General features: G+C 58.5%; 16 protein-coding genes. 5 read left to right on the top strand and 11 right to left on the bottom strand.

Going from position 1 to position 18,583, the window contains the following annotated elements; all coding sequences use genetic code 11:
• Positions 1–101 precede the first annotated feature (101 nt).
• Positions 102–1,364 (bottom strand): MFS transporter, encoded by a 1,263-nt coding sequence (locus D777_RS06625; protein ID WP_227501701.1) that lies wholly within the window; start codon positions 1,362–1,364, stop codon positions 102–104.
• A 157-nt stretch (positions 1,365–1,521) separates the two neighbouring features.
• Between D777_RS06625 and D777_RS06620 the strand changes: the two genes are divergently transcribed.
• The 3 genes from D777_RS06620 (at position 1,522) to ubiT (ending at position 4,714) form a co-directional block, all read left to right on the top strand.
• Entirely contained in the window at positions 1,522–3,381 is a 1,860-nt protein-coding gene (locus D777_RS06620; protein WP_036129749.1) for a histidine kinase, read from the top strand.
• 18 nt (positions 3,382–3,399) lie between these two features.
• Positions 3,400–4,059: a two-component system response regulator NarL gene (gene narL, locus D777_RS06615; RefSeq protein ID WP_036129746.1), complete on the top strand. Its 660-nt coding sequence runs from the start codon at positions 3,400–3,402 to the stop codon at positions 4,057–4,059.
• A gap of 85 nt (positions 4,060–4,144) precedes the next feature.
• Positions 4,145–4,714, top strand: coding sequence for a ubiquinone anaerobic biosynthesis accessory factor UbiT (ubiT, locus tag D777_RS06610; protein WP_227501700.1), 570 nt, complete (start codon positions 4,145–4,147; stop codon positions 4,712–4,714).
• A gap of 19 nt (positions 4,715–4,733) precedes the next feature.
• On the opposite strand, the gene D777_RS06605 is transcribed toward ubiT, so the two are convergent.
• The 7 genes from D777_RS06605 to ubiU all read right to left on the bottom strand — a co-directional run bounded on the left by D777_RS06605 (position 4,734) and on the right by ubiU (position 11,159).
• A complete protein-coding gene (locus D777_RS06605; RefSeq protein ID WP_051668986.1) occupies positions 4,734–5,372 on the bottom strand; it encodes a bacteriohemerythrin in 639 nt (212 codons plus the stop codon).
• A gap of 68 nt (positions 5,373–5,440) precedes the next feature.
• The gene (locus tag D777_RS06600; RefSeq protein ID WP_036129745.1) at positions 5,441–5,980 is read right to left on the bottom strand and encodes an iron transporter; all 540 of its coding nucleotides are present in this window, start codon (positions 5,978–5,980) and stop codon (positions 5,441–5,443) included.
• Between the two features lie 43 nt (positions 5,981–6,023).
• Positions 6,024–7,211 (bottom strand): FTR1 family iron permease, encoded by a 1,188-nt coding sequence (locus D777_RS06595; protein ID WP_036129743.1) that lies wholly within the window; start codon positions 7,209–7,211, stop codon positions 6,024–6,026.
• Positions 7,211–7,636 (bottom strand): hypothetical protein, encoded by a 426-nt coding sequence (locus tag D777_RS06590; protein WP_036129740.1) that lies wholly within the window; start codon positions 7,634–7,636, stop codon positions 7,211–7,213. The genes D777_RS06595 and D777_RS06590 overlap by 1 nt, the downstream gene beginning before the upstream one ends.
• A gap of 76 nt (positions 7,637–7,712) precedes the next feature.
• Positions 7,713–9,146 (bottom strand): 4Fe-4S binding protein, encoded by a 1,434-nt coding sequence (locus D777_RS06585; protein WP_150112619.1) that lies wholly within the window; start codon positions 9,144–9,146, stop codon positions 7,713–7,715.
• A 116-nt stretch (positions 9,147–9,262) separates the two neighbouring features.
• Positions 9,263–10,153: a U32 family peptidase gene (locus D777_RS06580; protein WP_036129739.1), complete on the bottom strand. Its 891-nt coding sequence runs from the start codon at positions 10,151–10,153 to the stop codon at positions 9,263–9,265.
• A 10-nt stretch (positions 10,154–10,163) separates the two neighbouring features.
• On the bottom strand, positions 10,164–11,159 hold the full coding sequence (gene ubiU, locus D777_RS06575) for a ubiquinone anaerobic biosynthesis protein UbiU (protein WP_036129738.1): 996 nt from the start codon (positions 11,157–11,159) through the stop codon (positions 10,164–10,166).
• 282 nt (positions 11,160–11,441) lie between these two features.
• Between ubiU and D777_RS06570 the strand changes: the two genes are divergently transcribed.
• Both D777_RS06570 and D777_RS06565 read left to right on the top strand, forming a co-directional pair.
• On the top strand, positions 11,442–13,472 hold the full coding sequence (locus D777_RS06570; RefSeq protein WP_036129737.1) for a methyl-accepting chemotaxis protein: 2,031 nt from the start codon (positions 11,442–11,444) through the stop codon (positions 13,470–13,472).
• 94 nt (positions 13,473–13,566) lie between these two features.
• Positions 13,567–15,612: a hypothetical protein gene (locus D777_RS06565; RefSeq protein WP_036129735.1), complete on the top strand. Its 2,046-nt coding sequence runs from the start codon at positions 13,567–13,569 to the stop codon at positions 15,610–15,612.
• A 57-nt stretch (positions 15,613–15,669) separates the two neighbouring features.
• On the opposite strand, the gene D777_RS06560 is transcribed toward D777_RS06565, so the two are convergent.
• From D777_RS06560 to hemN, 3 genes are all read right to left on the bottom strand, one after another.
• Positions 15,670–16,389 (bottom strand): anti-sigma factor, encoded by a 720-nt coding sequence (locus tag D777_RS06560; RefSeq protein WP_036129981.1) that lies wholly within the window; start codon positions 16,387–16,389, stop codon positions 15,670–15,672.
• Positions 16,389–16,928, bottom strand: a complete 540-nt coding sequence (locus tag D777_RS06555) for a sigma-70 family RNA polymerase sigma factor (protein WP_036129979.1) — start codon at positions 16,926–16,928, stop codon at positions 16,389–16,391. Before D777_RS06555 ends, D777_RS06560 begins: the two co-directional genes overlap by 1 nt.
• 178 nt (positions 16,929–17,106) lie before the next feature.
• Positions 17,107–18,525, bottom strand: coding sequence for an oxygen-independent coproporphyrinogen III oxidase (gene hemN, locus D777_RS06550; RefSeq protein WP_036129732.1), 1,419 nt, complete (start codon positions 18,523–18,525; stop codon positions 17,107–17,109).
• Positions 18,526–18,583 lie beyond the last annotated feature (58 nt).

Raw genomic sequence — 18,583 nt, 5'->3', positions numbered from 1 at the left:
GGATCGTTGTTCCACGTTGAGACCATTGTGTGGGATGAAACCCTTGAAATCTGCGTGGTTACTACTACATAACCGCCCTCTACCCCCCCGGAGGTAGAGTCTTATATCCCACGCTGGAGAAACTGATCCCGCTCCTGTCTGCGGTTGTCCATGGAAAACAGGAGCAGGCAGGCGGCAAGAAGCATGAAAAGGATCATGAAGACCGTGCTGCGGATGCCAAGCCAGTGGTTGGCTGCACCAAACAATACCGGCAGGACGAAGGCAACGGAGCAGGCGCTGACCAGAAGCAAACCGCCTACAAACGCCGTCATCGTGCGGTGTCCACCGATGACCAGTCTCTGCAGACTCCCCATCGAGCACCCCAGGGCCATACCCAACACCACGATGAAACCACTTTCAAACATCAGGGGAAGCGAGAATTCAATCTCGATGGTGGTATCAACGCCTCGAATGAACAGCGTCATGGGAGGGTAGGAAAGGACAAACAACGCCGCCAGGCAGACGACCAGAGACCGACTAACCACCCGGGCGCTTCCGAAACGATCAGATAATGCGCCACCCAGGACCTGCGCCAGGGCCCCGGGAATCACAAACCATTGAGAAAGCCGTGCCCCGGACTCAACCCCCACATCGAACTGGGACGAAAAGTAATCCGGTAACCAGAGCGCCAGGGCAAAGAAGCTGCCCGCCATGACGCCAAAGAAACCGCATAACTGCAACGCACGGGTTTGCTGCAATCGCCCGAACAGAACCCGGATCGAGGTTTCCGCCGACGGATCCGCTTCCGCATCCCCCTCTTCGGTCAGCATGGTCAGCAGAGACAGCAGCAGGATCAGGACAATCAGGTAGGCAAGTGGGACACCGTGCCATGAGAACGCCTCATGGAACAATGGGACCAGATAGTAGTTGAATCCGGCCCCCGTAACCCCGGCGCCGAACAGGCCAAGAGCGACTCCGAGGTGCGCAGGTCGGCAGTGCCAGGTGACAAATTGCAGCCCGGCGCTGTAAAAGCCGCCGGCCAGCCCCAGCCCGGACGCAGCGATCAGGTAGCCAGCGAAGGTATCCGTGGTCAGGAGGATCACCATACACACCGCCAGCCCTGCCAGGCAGGTTAGCATCACCGTCCGGGCACCGAATTTCTGGGCGGCCAGCCCGGCTGGAATGGCGAGCACGGCGCTACCTGCCATGGGCATGGCCAACAGCAGGCCGAACTGGAGGCTGCTCAGGTCCAGCTCGGCCCGCAGGTGCACACCGGCTACCGCAAACAGCGTCCAGCAGCCCGCAGCAATGACAAACCCCGCCACCGCCAGTGGTAATACGACCGCCAAAGACGCCAGCCGGTCGTCTTCACGATCCGAATCCATCCTCATCCGGCCAACCCATTTCTTGAAACCTGGCTTTCAGTTTCATCTTTTGCTACGGCTCTGGTCAAAGATTAAGATGGGATACCAACCATTGGGGTAATTAGATATCCTCATGGAGGTATCAGATCCGACAAGGCGTCTGCTCTCACGAGGCTGCATGAAACAACGAAGTCCCCTTGTTAACAGAATCGCCATTGTGGTCGGTGCGGTGGTGCTTACCGCACTTGTCAGCATGGCGACCACCCTCGCGGTATCCCGAAGCATTGAAGGCAATGCCACTGCCATCAACCTTGCGGGTACCCTGCGCATGGGAGCATTCCAGCTGCTCACCTACTCTGCCCGGGTTGGCGAAGCCGGGGTATCCGACAAAGCATTGGTACAACGACTGGATCAATACGAGACCCGTCTCGGTGACGTGCGCGAAACCAGGGCGATTCCTCGCTCAGAGGAGCATCCCCTGGCAACCCAGTACCGACGCATAGTGGACGAGTGGCACAGCCGTTTGCGCCCGGCCCTCGAGGGGCATGTGCTCGGAACCCCGATCGACGGCCAGGCCTACGGTATCACCGAGCGCTACGTAGAAAGTGTCGATCAGCTGGTGTCCATGCTGGAGCAACGAACAGAGGCGCGCATCGACCTTCTGCACCTGATTCAAGTGATCAGCCTTGCATTCTCGATCCTGATCATTGTCGCGCTGTTCCTTGATCTGAAAAAACGCATACTGCGCCCACTGCAGAAGCTGGTTATGATTGCTCGTGCGGTCGGTGAACAGGACTTCAGTCGGAGAGCCGACCTCCAGGGCTCCGACGAACTGGCTCAACTGGGCCAGGCTTTTGACCAGATGACCAGCGAACTGGCCCTGACCTATTACGAACTGGAAGAGCGAGTACGCACCAAAACCGAGGAGCTTGAGAAGAGCCACTCCGCGCTGCAACTCCTGCATTCCGCCAGCCGTAACCTGTTTGCTAACCACGATCTCTGCAGCGGCGCCGTACCCATGCTGCAGGAGCTGGAGTCTCTGCTTGGCATCGGGCCGATACACCTTTACCTTCATGACCGTGAGTCGTCGGAGCCGGTGAAAGCTGTAACCACGGCCACGAAACAGCGCCCCTTTTACTGTCGGGACCATCATTGCAATGCCTGCCTGATCACACCGGAAACCTTCGATGAGTTGCCGGGCGAGAATAACGACGGTCGTCGCTTGCTACTGCCGATTCGCACCCCGGGGATGCTATTGGGCACACTCGAAGTCTGGTATCCGGCGGAAAAGGGGCTGTCTGAAACTGCCCGACGCCTGCTGGAAACCCTGAGCGACCAGCTGGCCACCGCGATCTTCCTGGAACGGCAGATTACGGAGGAGCAACAGATCACTCTGGCTGAGGAGCGCACGGTCATCGCAAGGGAGCTTCATGACTCTCTCGCACAGTCACTGTCATACCTTAAGATGCAGGTCGCCCGGCTACGCCGTTTGAATATCGAAGGTCAACAGCAACAGGCTCATGAGGCGATTCTGGACGAGCTCAGCACAGGGCTGAACAGTGCCTACCGCCAACTGCGCGAACTGCTGGCAACGTTCCGTCTTAAGCTGGACACGCCGGATCTGGCAACGGCACTGCGCAAAACCGTTGAAGAATTCTCTGAGCGCCTTGGCAAACCGGTTCATCTGGAGTACAACCTACCACCGCAGACGTTGTCGCCCAACGAAGAGATCCATACCCTGCAGATCGTTCGGGAAGGGCTTGCCAATGCAGTCAAACATGCCGATGCCACCAGCATCTCCGTAGAAGTGCTGTTCGATTCCCCCCAGGTGCAGGTCTGGATCAGGGATAACGGCAAGGGACTGCCCGGAGGAGGCCAGCCGGTCAATCACTACGGGCTGATTATCATGCAGGACAGGGCTCGAACCCTTGGCGGTAAAATAGCCGTATCCAACCGGGAGGTCGGCGGCGTGGAAGTCGCCTTGACGTTCGTTCCCAAGAGCCGGAACCTTATCCCGACCGAAGCTTCCAGCGCCTGAATCAACAAGAGAGATAACATGCCTGAATCACCCGCAAGTATTCTGCTAATTGACGACCACCCGCTGCTCCGACAGGGCATCAAACAGCTGGTGGACATGGAAGACGATATCGATGTTGCCGGCGAAGCCAGCAACGCCGCTGACGGTATTCGCCTCGCGACAGAGCTGGAACCGGATCTGATCCTGATGGATCTGAACATGCCGGAAATGGATGGTATAGAGGCATTGAAAAAGCTTCGGGAGCAGAACGTCAGTTCTCGAATCGTGATGTTTACCGTATCCGACCAGGAAGATGACGTGGTAGCAGCTCTGCGCGCCGGGGCCGACGGCTACCTGCTGAAAGATATGGAACCCGAGGACATGATCGATCAGCTTCGCCAGGCAGCGGTCGGTAAAATGGTGATCAGTGACCGGCTGACCACCCTGCTTGCGGAAGCGCTTCGCTCCAACAAGCCACAGCAAACCTCTCGCCCTGACTATGACAGCCTGACGCCGCGGGAGAAGGACATCCTTCGTCTGATCGCCGAGGGCCTGTCCAACAAGATGATTGGCCGTAAGCTGGACATCAGTGACGGCACGGTCAAGGTCCACGTCAAACACCTGCTGAAAAAGCTTAACCTTCGCTCCCGTGTTGAAGTGGCCGTCTGGGCTGTGGAAGAAGGCCTGCACAAAGGCTGATCCCCTGCGTGCACCTGAGTTAAGTCAAATCGGTTCATGGGGTAATCCGGTACTCTGAGCATGATCTGTGCTGCCTGGAGAACCCATGACCATGTCCTTTCCTAAACCGCCCCTGCCGAACGCGGTACTGCCATCGATTATGTCATTACCCGGCATCGGTCGACTTTCACACCTGCGCAGCAGCCTCACCGGCCATAATCTGCTTGGCCAATCGGTTGCCATGCTGCGGGAATACCTGCCCTCACCCGCGCCTGTACTGGGCGCGCTGGACAGTCAGGTCCCCATGCCGGTGAAACAGATCGCTGCGGAAGCACCACTGAACCGTCTGTTTTCGAGTGCGATGGCGGACGGGGAGTTTGACGATTTCGAAGGGCGTCGGATCAGGCTCGAGCTGAACGGGGGACATCCGGGCATCACCCTTGGGTTCTGGGCAGGCCGCTTGCGGGTCGTGGACGGCCCGGGGGAGGCCACGATTCGAGGATCACTGTCGGCGTTTGTCACCCTGGCAGAGCGGCGACAGGATCCGGATCAGCTATTCTTTCAGCGCCGCCTCGTTATTGAGGGAGATACCGAACTGGGTCTGGCACTGAAAAACCTGCTGGACGGTCTGGAGTGGGATATGAGTCCGGGAGCCGTTCTTTTCCCGGGCTCTTGATCCTGTTAATGCACACCTGTCACCCGTTACGTATGCGGACCAATTCGTCTTCTGCCCGAAACCGGGCATTCTTTTCTCGTATCAGCTGAACGGTCGTTTCGGAGAGTTTGCCATAGATCTCAAGTAAGGCATTGACCAACACGGAGATCGAACCACTCAATTCTGAATCCACCTCATGCCGGGCCTGTTCCAGAGGGACGCCTCTTTCCAGGGCCTTGACGGTATGCGCCATTCTTCGATCAGATTCCAGAATATGGAAGGCAAGCCATCGCGTAAGAAAGGTCAGCAACTCCTCAAGGATCTGCTCCCTGGGTGCCTGGCTCTGTCGATGCTCCTGAATCTGGGCAAAGAACATCTGATGGCAATCGTGATGATTTCGGGCCATGTCGCAATTACCCAAGGCATTGTTCCAGATAGTCTCCTCACATTCGAAATGAAAAGCCGTATAAGCCAGGAGTTCATCCAGAATAACTGAGCAATTCAGCTCCGCTCCCTCAATGGCGAAATGCTCTGCCAGACGATTCAGGATATCGACAAGAACCCGATGCTGCTTATCAATTTCCTCCAGACCGGTCTCGAAATTCCGGTTCCAGGGGAAGATTTCAAAGCCGCTGGATTCAGGCTTTATGTCCATGGCAGTCGGCCTCTGAGTCAGCATTTACTTTCCACTGTAATCCAGACCGATGCCATGAAACTTGCCCGAGGTCAGAAAAAGCCAATCAGATATCAATAGCCGCCCTTTTTACCGGTACCCACATAAGCAAAGTCCCACTCCAGATCAAACGGAGCCCACCACTTACCAACGCCGGTCTCTTTGTCCTTGTGGCGATAGAACCCCTGATACGGGGGCGGATCGATGTGATAGGTCACATGGTACTTACCGGGGCCATCGAGCTTGATATTGGCGCCATAGTGGGGTCCATCCGAGGCGACCATGGGCATGAAGGCACCGCTGGCTGACCAGTCAGAATCCAGTTTGGTCAGGGTATAAGTGACGCCGAGATAAGGCACCCAGGCTCCTGCGCCGAAGCCGCTGTTGTTCCCTGGCATCGCAACAATATCCGCCTCCAGGTGAATGTCTTTGTCTCCCATACCGGGCAGTTCCGGGGTCATCATGACCGGCTGCAGATAGACCGCGCCAATCTCCATGCCGTTCACCTCCACCGGCTCGCCAATCATGACCTCCCCGGCCAGGGCATTACCGGCAAGTAGTGCAGAACTCGCCAGCCAGGCGCTGGCCGTCAGAACCCGTGTGTATTTTTTCATCGTCTCACTCCTGTTTTTTGGCCGTTAAACATGAACCGGTCCTTCAGACCGCTTTAAAGGATTGGCGCCGCCACACCCACGCAAAAGTCAGTGCAAGCGGCAGTAATACAAGCGACTGGGCCAGCAGCGTTTCCAGGGTCGGGTACACGCCGAGCCAGGTCAGGCGAGGCACACCGATGACGGGCGTGATGGCTACCCAGCCGGCTTCCTGTAACTCCAGAACGCCGGTACCGGCAAAGCTGAAGGCCAGATAGAAAAGCAAAGCCGCCGTTACGCTGAAAAATATCGGTAACGGCAGCTGCAGGGACGCCATCCTCATCAGCAGGAATACCGCCACCAACACAGCAACCGCACCACTGGCACCCAGCAACATCGGTAATGCGGCATCCTGTGCCTGCCCAGCCAGGGCATAGAAGAACAGGATGGTTTCTGCCCCTTCCCGATACACCGCGAGGAAAACTGCCAGCCCCAGGGCCCAGAGCTGCCCACCGGACAAAGCACTGTCGACTTTCTTGCGGATATAGGCCTGCCACTTATCCGCCTGGCGTTTTGCCAGCAACCATTGACTGACATACAGCAAGACAGCGGATGCCACCAGCATGGTGACGCCCTCCAGAGCCTCTCGAGCTGCCCCGGAAGCCTGGAACAGAATGTTCAGACCATAGGCGGTCAATACACTGGCCAATAACGCCAGTGCGATACCCACGTACAGGGCAGACATTCCGGCGCCAGCCGAGGACCGGCGCAAGTAGGCGGCCAATGCCATGACCACCAGCATCGCTTCAAACCCTTCCCTCACCAGGATCAGGAAGGATTGCAGCACAATCCCGCCAAATCCCACGGCTTTCTGATCAAACAGAGGCGCAACGTCTTCTGTCAGAGCGGTGCGGAGTTCAGACCAGGCCCCGGCTGTTTCTGGTGCCGCAGCACCGTTACCAGCAAGTCCGATCACGGCACCGAACAGGGATTCGACCCGGGTTTTCAGTCCCGGATCCTTCATACCAACAGCCGTTTCGAGGCCTGAGCCCTCAAACACGTCAAAATAGAGACCGGAAAAAGCATCCATGGCCTCCACCCCCTGGTCCGGCGCGTACCCATCCATGGTCGCATCGCCACGGGCAACCAGATCCTGGATGACGGCGCCGGCATCCAGGTTATTACGCTCGGCCGCTGCCGCCATGCCGGCGGCGGGAAGGATCAGACTGACCACCAGTAACATCCATCGGCTCATCACTGGTTCACCTCGAATACGATTCGTGGCACACCGGCTTCGTTAAGCTTGTCTGCCTGGCTCATAAGCGCCGCCTGCAACTGTTCGGCGAGTTCGCTCACCCGATGAAGCTCCGCGCCCTGCTTGATGGCCTTGCGCAATGCCCCAAACTGCCGTTCGAGAAGGAAGGCCGGTTCGATTCCGAACTGACTGCGGATGGCCGCTTCCATTTTTTCTCCTTCAAAGGGCCCAAAATAGGCCTGGATCACGCCACGGCGCGCAGCCTGGGGGTCACCGGCCCGGTAGGCCTCGAGGGCTGAGTCGAGCTGCTCGTTCACCTGCTCAGCCACTGGACTCCAGTCCTCGCTCCCTGCCTTGGCGACAAGCGTCAATGGCAGGAACAGAGCCACATACAGGACAGGAATCCATCTCATACGTTTTTTCATACCGGTGCCTTTCCTATTACTCTTCATCGTTAATGACTGCCGTCGGCTCCTGATTTATATTTTCGCACTCGGTCCCTCACAGAACCGCTATCCACCAGGCGGCAGCCATGGCGGTGCTTCCCAATGCGGTGGGCAGGATGCTCACCAGACGGCCGCGTTTCACACCCAGCCCGCCGAGAATCTTCCAGGCCAGCCAGAGGCTCCACAGCAAGCCCAGTACAATCATCGCGACTTTCACATGGTTTACCTGGGTGTGGGTCATGCCCAGCCCCAAAAACGGCGTGAACAACTCGGTGGCAAGACCTATCATCAGGGCCATGAGCGCAACAGGTGCCTGGCTGTAGCCGATCTGGATCATTGCTTGAGGGGTCTTGCAGTTGCCGCCAAAGCGACGGGCCAGAGACGCACTGGCAAGGGACGCAAGGCCCAGAATCAAGGCAGACAGCACCATGACAGACACCATGGTTCCGGCGATCATCAGAAAGTCGAGCCAGCGAAAGACTTCCCGGCGCTCGGGATGCACGCTCATTAGCCAGGCAGGCCCCGGCTCACCGATCCAGTACTGCCCCTGCTCGATAAACCAGGTACCCACAGACTGACGCCAGGTGTCGTAGAACGGCAGGACCAGCCACAGGAAACCACCCAGTGCGATGCCCGCGCCGAGAAAGATAAACAGGACTTCCCAGCCATCCGGCTGGTGATGCCGAATGGACTCCAACTCCCGTCCCGGCCTGCGAAAAGAAACCGCCAGCCCAGCCTTATGGCCCGGCAGAATGCATCGCAAACACTCAATACAGTGTCGGGCAGCCTGTTTCCTCGGAAGGTCGATATAGGTCGGGCAGATGGTTTTTTCCGTCAACCGGTCCGATCCGGCTTTCCTCATGCGGGGCGACAGCTGGACGGCTCCGAGTCGGGCAAATACCCCGAGCAAAAGGCCGATCGGACAAAGGTGACGACACCATACCCGCTTGTTCCGGCCCCAGAGCCAGCCAACCAGAATCGCCAGTACGAAGGTGCCGCCGAATACTTCCAACGCTGCTTCGGGATGATCGCGAACACCCGTCGTCTGCCCCAGAATGGTGATCACGACAAAACTGATGATTGGGGTACCCGGCCAGCGAATCCAGGCCGGCGTTGCCCACTGTAATCCCCGGCGGTTGGCGGCTTCCGCCGCAGCGCCCATCGGGCACAGGAAGCCGCACCAGCTCCGTCCGGTCACCACCACCGAAAAGAACACCAGAGGGAACCAGACACCCCAGAGCAGGTAGTTGGCCAAGACACGGCCGTCATCAAGAAAGGTGGCCTGTTCCGGGGATTCCGGCAGATAGACCGGAACCACCAGAACCGCCAGGAAAACCAGAAACATGGCCAGGTGGACCCAGGGAAGCCAGGGGCGGATGCCGGCAAGCAAACGTTCAACAGACGTTTGCTCCGGCGCACTTACCTGGTCGCGGATGAACCGAGTCGTCAACTCCGGTTCTGTGACATCTTTGATGGGAATCGATTGCATGGCATACCCCGTGGACAACCATGCATAACTTACCCCACAAAAACTCAATCAATAATGATTCTTATCAATTTAAGTGGATGAAAATCATTTTTATTAACATGTTTAGCATTAATTGATCAGAGAACCTGTGCCATCCCCGGTTTTCCATACCAGTAACCATTGCAGGGAGGCGCTTCCACCAGCGTCAAGGGATCAGTTTCGGGAAGAAGCCCCCGACGCACCTGGTCAAACCTCGCAATCACCTCCTCCATTCCGTGTAATTCGGGGCTCAGACGTGCTGTTCCCACGCCCATGCGAGCCATGTCCGGCAACTCACGCATTAGATCATAACGGGCACCGGACAGCGTGGAGATGCCATTCAGGCGGAACAGCTCCTCGGATTCTCGCGACCGGAGCGCCAGGCCATCCGGGTGTTGAAGGCAGCGGAACTCGCAGTTGTCTTTTGGCAGATTGTAATGGCGAGCCGTAAAACAACGGGAAGACCAGGCCAGGGGCAGGAATCCCCAGGAAAATACCTCCGCCGGCAATTCCAGTCCGGACGCAGACAGGCCTTCAAGCAGCTGCTGCAATGTGTCTTTGCCCAGCTCCACGGGCAGACTCCAGCCCCGGAGCCCCTGCTTGGCCAGCACCACGAGCGAGGCCACGTTATAGATGTTCATGGACGGGCCGGTCACAAACGGAATCTGGTGTCGGACCGCGACCTGCACAGCGCTCTGATCGTTGGCTTCCACCAGGAAGTCATCCTGTTCACAGATTCTGCGCAGGCGTCTGAGATCCGCTTCCGATTCAATCAGGGTTTGGGTCGAGAGCACGACCTCCTTGCCGCACGCTCGCAGATCCCGGGCCAGCGCAAACCAGTCGTCCGGTTTCAGTTCCCGGCGACGGGCACACACGGCCTCGCCCAGGTAAATGGTATCCACCGGCCACTCGGCGGCCTTGCTGTAGAAATCGAATACGGTTTGCTTGGACCAGAACCAGAGAATCGGCCCGAGCGACAGTTTCATCATTGGTACACCCTTATTTCCACTTACGATGGTAGGCACCCAGCGTTGTCAGACCGCCTTCGGAAAGGCCGGACAGGGTCTGCCGCCATGCATTCTCGACCGTGAACATGCCGGGAGTGCGGTCCAGATTGTCCAGTGCCTGGCTCCAGGTCCGGGCAACATCCGCGATATAGGCCGGGCTACGCTGGCGACCTTCAATCTTGACCGCCGCAATCCCCAAGTCCTTCAACTCAGGCAACAGATCCAGGGTGTTCAGGCTGACCGGCTCCTCAATGGCATGATAGACACTGCCCTCCACCTCGAAACGGCCCTTGCAAAGTGTGGGATAGCCAGCCGACTCCCCCGCCCCATAGCGATCAATCAGGACACCGTTCAGCCTCGACTCCAGGCCCTGATGGGTTTCCTCCCAGCGCACCGCCTTGGCGGGGGAGCAGGCGCCCCGGGTATTCGGGGATTCGTCTGTCAGATAGGAGGAGAGGTAACAACGTCCCTCAGCCATGATGCACAGGCTACCGAACGCGAATACCTCAAGCTCCACTGGGCTGTGTTTCGCCACGCCTCGTACCTGATCCAGCGACAGCACCCGGGGCAGAACCGCCCGGCGGATGTCGAAGTTGTCCTTATAGAACGAAAGGGCCTCATAGCTGGTTGCTGACCCTTGTACGGAAAGATGACGGGGGATGTGTGGGTGTTTATTGGCAGCGTAATCCAGCAACCCCATATCGGCGAGGATAATGGCATCCACCCCCAGACCGGCCGCACGGTCTACCGCTGCGGTCCACTGGGCCCAGCCCTCAGGCTGCGGGTAGGTATTGATGGCACAGAACACCCGGGTGTTCCTGGCATGGGCATACGCTATGCCCTCAGCCGCCCGCTTGTCGTTGAAGTTCAGACCGGCGAACTGGCGGGCATTGGTACTGTCGCGGAAGCCGAAATAGACGGCATCGGCACCGTTGTCCACGGCGGCTTTCAGGGCCGGAAGACTGCCGGCCGGGCATACGAGCTCCATGGTTTTCTCCGCTGAAAAATACCCGTGCACCTTAACGGGCTGCCAACCGGGGCACCTTGACCTTTGTCACCGGACTCGCGGAAATGCTTTCCATACCTCATTGGAGGTATTCCCGGCACTTACCCCTACCGATAGAAAAACCGAACGCAATTCAGGCAACTAACACCAAATTACAACAACTTACAAAGAGCGGAATACCCCTTCAGGTACCCCAAGCAGCCAATAGTGCCCGCAGCCGGGCTTTTGCAAAATGTGGCTATTGAATACTGATAGGGACACATCATGAACTTCCTCAACAATCTCTCCATTCGCGGCAAGCTGGTTATGCTGGTTATCCCGGCCCTGCTTGTGATCGCTTTCCTTGCCGGAGACAGCATTCGCCGCAACGCCAATGTGTTGAACGACATGCACCAGCTTCAAGCCATGGCCACGCTGGCCCGGCTGGGCGACCCGCTGGTCGAGGAACTCCAACGGGAGCGTGGACGCTCGGCCGTTGCGCTGGCAAGCAAAGCAGGTGCGCAGGGGCAGGCCGACGCCTCGAGGGCGCTCAACACCCAACGCGCCGCCTCAGATCAGGCCCTGGAACGCTACCAACAGGGGATTCGCGAGCTGCGCTCAAGCACCGGGTTCAGCTCTGAGATCGGCAAAAGTCTCGAACGTTTCCGGCAGGACATCGGCACGCTGGATCGGCTACGCGCAGGTGTCGATCGCCGGCAAGTAAGCAGCGCCGAATCCGCCCAACGCTACACCGGCCTGATTATGGAGATTGTGAACCGGATTCCCCTGCTCGTCCGCCAGGCCAGCGATCCTGAACTGTCCCGACAGATCAGCGCTTACCACGCCCTCGCAGGCGCGGCGGAAATGGCGGGCCGGGAGCGGGCGGTGGGTGCTGGTCTTATCCGTGGTGGCACCTTCAACTTGCCGACACTGAGCCGAATTTCGTCGCTCGCAGGCCAGCAGGATGCTTTGCTGCGGACAGCGGGCAGCCGCCTTTCCGCTGACGTTCGGGAGCAGATCCTCGCCTTTCCCCAACGCCACGAAGCCCAGGCCATGCAGACAATGCGGGAGACACTGATGGCCAGCCCATCGGGCTTGTACGGACTCGACAGTGGTGACTGGTTTGCCACGTCAACCGATCGAATCGATGCCATGAACGACATCCGGTCCGGGCTTCTCACTCAGATCGAACGCCTGGCTGACTCGGACGTGGCGTCTGCCCAACAAGGATTGATACTGGCTTCGACCATTGCAGCGGGCGCAATGCTTCTTGTTGTCTCGATGATGTTCATGATTACCCGAAGCATCCACCGGCAAGTCAGCGGTCTGCTGGCAGGTGTTCGCCATGCCATGGACAACAAGGACCTGAGCAGTCCGGTAGAGGTTCTGAGCAAGGACGAGAACGGCGTTATCGCCGCCGCAGTCAACGAACTGTTCGGCCATTTTGGCCGCGCGCTGCTTCATATCGACCGGTCCAGCATCCAGCTGGCCACCGCGACCGAGGAAACCAGTTCAACGGCGGGCCAGAATGCCGAGCAGGTAAAACATCAGCAGCAACAGATTGAACAGGTTGCGGCGGCAACCGAGGAACTGTCGGCCACATCGGAAGAAATCTCCAGCAATGTGCAGCAGGTTGCCGAGGCCTCCCGACGCGCCATGGAGAAGAGCCAGAATGGCGAGAAGGTTCTGCATGCCTCGGTCTCCCGGATTCGCAATCTCGCCAGATCGGTTCAGGACGTGAATCAGGTGATTGCTGAGCTGGAAGAACGCAGCAGCTCCATCAGCGATGTGGTGGATGTCATCCGCAACGTCGCTGACCAGACCAACCTGCTGGCACTCAATGCCGCCATCGAAGCCGCCCGGGCCGGAGAACATGGCCGAGGCTTTGCGGTCGTCGCAGATGAAGTCAGAGCCCTCGCTCGGCAGACTCACGAATCGACCACACAGATAGAAGACATCATCAACAGCTTCAAAGAAAGCACCGACAGTGCCAGCCGATCCATCACCACCGCTCATACCCTGGCCAACGAAACCAGCCAGCAGGCTTCCGAGATGGAAACCACCTTTGCCGAGATCCTGACGGACGTGAATGGCATATCGGACATGGCAACGCAGATTGCCGCCTCGTCAGAGGAGCAGGTCGCCGTTACCCGGGAGCTGGCAGGCAATATGGAATCCATCAGCGAGTCGGCCATCCTGGCCCTGACCGGCTCCCAGGAAATCACCCAGGTCACCGCAGAACAGGCGGATCTGGCACGACAACTTCAGGATCTGGCCAACCAGTTCAGGGTGCCTGCAAACAGCCAGGCAATCTGACTGCCTCCAAATTCATTGCTTCCCCGTAGTCCGTTTACAGCACCCGGAAAGAGCCGGGCCTGTAAACGGACAACAAAACAACGAGGAATCAGCAATGCGGAACGAACGGAAACAAAGCCTGAAGCATCCCTTTTCCAAGCACCTTCTTGCCGTTGCGATTGCCGGCGCTACGATCACGTTCTCCGGCTGCACCCTGGACGGCGATGATGGCGCTCAAGGCCTGATTGGCGTCAGCGGTCCGGACGGCAGCCCGGCCTTTGCCAGCGCCCGGATTTACGTGGCCAGCAACAGCGGCAGTGGAGACACCAACGTCAGAGTGCGCAACGAAAACCTTGGCCTGCTCAATACATACAGCACCGGTGCCAACGAAGGACTGCTGGTGACGCCCTCAGCCCGGCTGGTGCAGGCAGGCGATCTGATGAGTACCGGGCGAATCGTCACCTCGTGTAACGCGCCAACCCGTGACTCAGCGGACGCCAGCTTCGAAATCACCGGAGGTAATACAACCCTGGCAAGCCCGAAAGGTATTGCACGCATTGCCTCTGCCGGCCTGACCGTAGCCGCCAATGTCGGCGCCCAGACACTGCTGGTGTTTGGCGACTCCGCTGCGGGTAACGTGGCGCCTGTCGCTACGATTGCCCTGCCGGCCAATGCCTGGGATATCGTGTACGACGCTACCAGTGACCGTCTTTTTGCCGCGCTTACCGATGGTACCGTCGGCGTGTTCGATGATTTCACCGCCGATTTCACCGTCTCAGCCAACGGCCCAACCCGAGTCTTTGCGATCACAGATTACGATGATCAGACCTCGGTGAACCTGCATGGGATTGATTACGACACGGCCAGCGACCGCCTGGTTGTATCCGATGTGGGACAGGCGGGCTCCGCCACCGACGGTAAGCTGTATGTGGTCAGCAATGCCAGCACCGCCGACGGCACCGTCGCCGCGGATACAACCTTCAAAGGCAGCATGACGAGGCTCGGCAATCCGGTGGACCTGCAGTTAACGGGCACCGACGTACGCATTGCCGAGAAAGCCAATGATGGCGGCGCACTGCTGGTCTATCGCAACATTTTCGAAGCGTCCGGAGGCAATGTCGCTGCGGATGTTGTGCTGGACACTCCGGCCCCGGAATCCATCGAGGTGGTGGAGAATCTGATGCCGGCTCCCGGCGTAACCGACATTTCAGACAGCAACACGCCTTACTCGCTGCTTTACACCAGTAACCCCGGCGCAAACGCCAATGTTCAGTTGACCTCCCGTAATCTGGATGCCTCAGCCCTGGCGTTCACCTCGGGACTGACCAGCGCCGAGAACATCACGCTCGACAGAGACGGCAACGCCTACCTGACCTACGACGACGGCACCCAGGCCAACAGCGGCATCGCGGTGGTCGGTGCCATCGACAGTCGGGATCCGGCGGATAGCCTGAACATGTCACGGGATCGCCAGATTACCGGCAGCAACACCCGCCTGCTCTCACCAAAAGGCATTGAGCTGGCTGACGATCTGGGCGTGATGATCGTCGCTGAGCAGGGTGGTGCAGAAGTGCTGGTATTCAGCCTCTGTGACAGCGGCAACGCCACACCGGTTGTCGTCGACACCAACGGAGTGGCCCCCTGGGACAGCGACTATGCGCCATCCCTGGACACCCTGTTTGTGGCACTGACCAACGGCACAGTGGCCGCGTATGACGGATTCTCGGGGGATATGGGGGCCGGAGGGCCAGACCGCATTATCACGCCTGCATCTGGCGGCGTAGCCTTTGCAGCACCCACGAACCTGCATGGCATCCGCTATGACCAGGCGTCCGATACCCTCATCGTCGCCGATGTTGGCTCTGGCGCATCCAATAGTGATGGTGCTCTGATGACACTACCGACCGCCTCAAACGCGGATGGCCTCACCAATGTCGGCAAACGAGTTGCCAATCCAGGTACCCTCGCTGACGTGACCGGCCTTGGTAACCCGGTGGACATCGCCTTTGACGGCCAGGATCTCTACGTGGCTGAGAAGGCAAACGGCACTATCCAGGTCTGGCGGGACTTCCTGACCGACCCGTCGTTCAATGGTAACGTGGCACCGAGTGACACCCTCGCAGCAACGGCGCCGGAGTCCATCATCATCAACCCACTCTGATCGGGTAGCGATCATAAAAAAGCCCGGCTTCGTGCCGGGCTTTTTGTTACTGCCAGATCAGATAGGCGTCACCGCCCGACCAATAAACTGAATCGGCCCGGTGGGACGTCCGATAGGCGATCCGCCATAGTTTTCCAGCGTGATCTCAAACAGCTGGTTTTCCTCTAGTGGTGGCAAGTCGTCCAGGGAGATCTGAATTGGCTGCCCGGGCTCAACGAGCCCCAGCGATACCGGCCCGTCCCAGTCGTCCGCCTTGGTCCAGAACTCCAGGGCCTTACCCTCGGGAACCTCGAAACTGCCCAGGGCTTTCAGGGTTAGCTTGCGTGAATTGCTGGCCTGCACCACCCAACCCGGTGAATGGCCTTCCGGCGTTGCCAGTACAACCATGTACCTGGGCGAGCTCGGTTGGTAGATCGCCAAGGCAATACCAAGCGCAAGCGCACAGGCGAAGCCCGCTGCCGAGAAGCCCCGCCAGAACGCCAGGTTATTCCACCACGACACGAACCAGGATGAGGACGTTTCGTCCTCCGGAGCTGAGGACGCCGTCAACTGATCAATGGAGGAAGAAATTCGCTCCCAGACCGCATCGTTCGCCTCCACGGGCTCCGCTACATCGCAAAGGCCGACAAGACGTTCCTGCCAGTAACGCACGGCATCAGCCAGCTCCTGATCCTCACTGAGCCGGACAACAACCTGGCGCCGCTCCTCTTCGGCGAGCGTTCCCAACACATAATGCCCGGCGATTTCATCCGTGCTCATATCATCATGTTGATTCATCATCCCATGCACCCCCGCAACGCCACGAGGCTTCGCTTTATCCACGACTTGACGGTGCCCACGGGCGCACCGATCAGGTCGCCGATTTCGGACTGCGAATAACCGTTTACATAAGCATGAAAGATGCAGGCGCGGGGCGTGGGTTCCAGCTGTTCAAGGCACTCCTGCAATCGCGCACTGTCCCCGCCCCAGTGGGAGGATCCGACTTTTTCCAGCCAGCGGGACGTATCATCGGGATCAGCCAGGGAATCTATTTCATCATCAGCGGCCTGGTGTTCGGAACCGGAATGTTTGCCAGCCCCCCGCACAAAGTCGAGGGCCAGGTTTCGGGCGACGGTGTAAACCCAACCACGACCACCACCCCGGGACGCATCGAACGTAGAGGCGCGACGCCAGATCCGCACAAACGCATCGTGAAGCACATCTTCAGCCCTTGCGCGGTCACGCACTATCCTTGTGACCACGCCAAGCAACTGTTTGCTCTCACGCAGATACAGCGCTCTCAAGGCGGATTTGTCACCGGCCGCGCACGCCCTCAGGCAACCATCGTAGTCAAAATTGTCCGCGTTTGGTTCGTTTTCACGTTTACCGCTACCCGCAGCGGCAACCTCCGAAGAAACCAGGTCTCTTGATCCCACTCAACGCCCTCATCGCTTTTGGTTTAGTCCTACAGTCTAGTACGGATAAATCACAGCGCTGGAGGCAATTCAGTCCGAATCAGATAATCCGGGAGAACCGTTGGCTTGCGCCCTCTTTCCGGTAGAGGTCAAAAATCTGGCAGATTGCGCGAATCAGGAGACGGCCCGCCGGCTGAACCTGCAGAATGGAACCATCATCAGCAATCAGCTCGTCCTGAACCATCGGTTTCAGGCGGTTCAGCTCATCGGCAAAATAGCGATCGAAGTCTTCGTTCCACTCGTTTGCAAACTGCTGGCGGTCCAGGCGGAACTGACAGATCAGCTGGCCGATCACCCAGCGGCGGAGTCGATCATCCCGTGTCAGACCGACACCACGCGTGATCGCCAGTTGACCGGCATCGATCGCTTTTTCCCAGGCCGGGAGATCATGGTTGTTCTGGAAGTAGGCATCGTCTGTCTGGCCAATGGCCGATACACCGAGGGAGACCAGATCGCAATCGGAATGGGTCGTATAGCCCTGGAAATTCCGGTGCAGGCGCCCTTCCCGCTGGGCAACCGCCAGGCTGTCATCCGGCTTGGCAAAATGGTCCATGCCAATATATTCGTACCCGGCTTCGAGCAGGCGATTGATCGTGTTGTGGAGAATCGTCAGTTTCTGCTGCGGCGTTGGCAGCGTATCCGCCTGAATCCGGGTTTGTGGGTAGAAACGGTCCGGCAGGTGGGCATAGCTGAACACCGACAGGCGGTCTGGTGACATTTCCAGAACCGCCTCCAGGGTTTCAGCGAAGCTCTCTGGCGTCTGGTAAGGCAAACCGTAGATCAGATCCAGGTTGATGGACCGGAAGCCCAGCCGGCGGGCTTCCGTCAGCACTGACTCGGTCATGTCCCTGGGCTGGATCCGGTTGACCGCTTTCTGGACTTCCGGATTCACATCCTGCACCCCGAGGCTGATGCGATTGAAGCCAAGCTCCCACAGTGTCGGCAAGGTGTCCTGATCCACTTCCCGTGGATCAATTTCGACGCTGTAGTCCCGGTCTTCGCCGGACTGCAGGTTGAACAGCTCGCCGTAACCGGCCATCAGGTGCTGCATGACGTCCCTTGGCAGGAACGTGGGTGTACCGCCGCCCCAATGCAATTGCTTAACGGGACGGTCCGCGCCGAAAAGCTTCGACTGGATGGCCGCCTCCTTCAGCAAGCGTTCGACGTAGGGCATCGCCTTGTCACGTTTTTTGGTGATCACTTTGTTACAGGCACAGTAATAGCAAAGATGCGCGCAGAACGGCAGGTGTGTATACAGGGACAGGGGGCGACCACTGGCCTTGCTGCGACCCGCAGCTTTCACCATATCCTCCACACTATAATCCGACGTGAATTCCACCGCTGTGGGGTAGGACGTGTAGCGGGGGCCACTGAGATCATATCGGCGAATCAGTGCGTCGTCCCAGATAAAGGTGGGGAGCGCAGACTCGGTGGGTGCGGCAGCGGAGGTATGAGGCATAATCAGAACCTGAACTGAAAAAACGAATAAGGGGCCATCGGCCGGAATTTGCTCAGTC

It is taken from the genome of Marinobacter nitratireducens, from assembly GCF_000708045.1.
Classification (GTDB): domain Bacteria; phylum Pseudomonadota; class Gammaproteobacteria; order Pseudomonadales; family Oleiphilaceae; genus Marinobacter; species Marinobacter nitratireducens.
The sequence above is the reverse complement of the archived record's forward strand: the minus strand, read 5'-3'. Positions and strand labels throughout refer to the sequence as shown.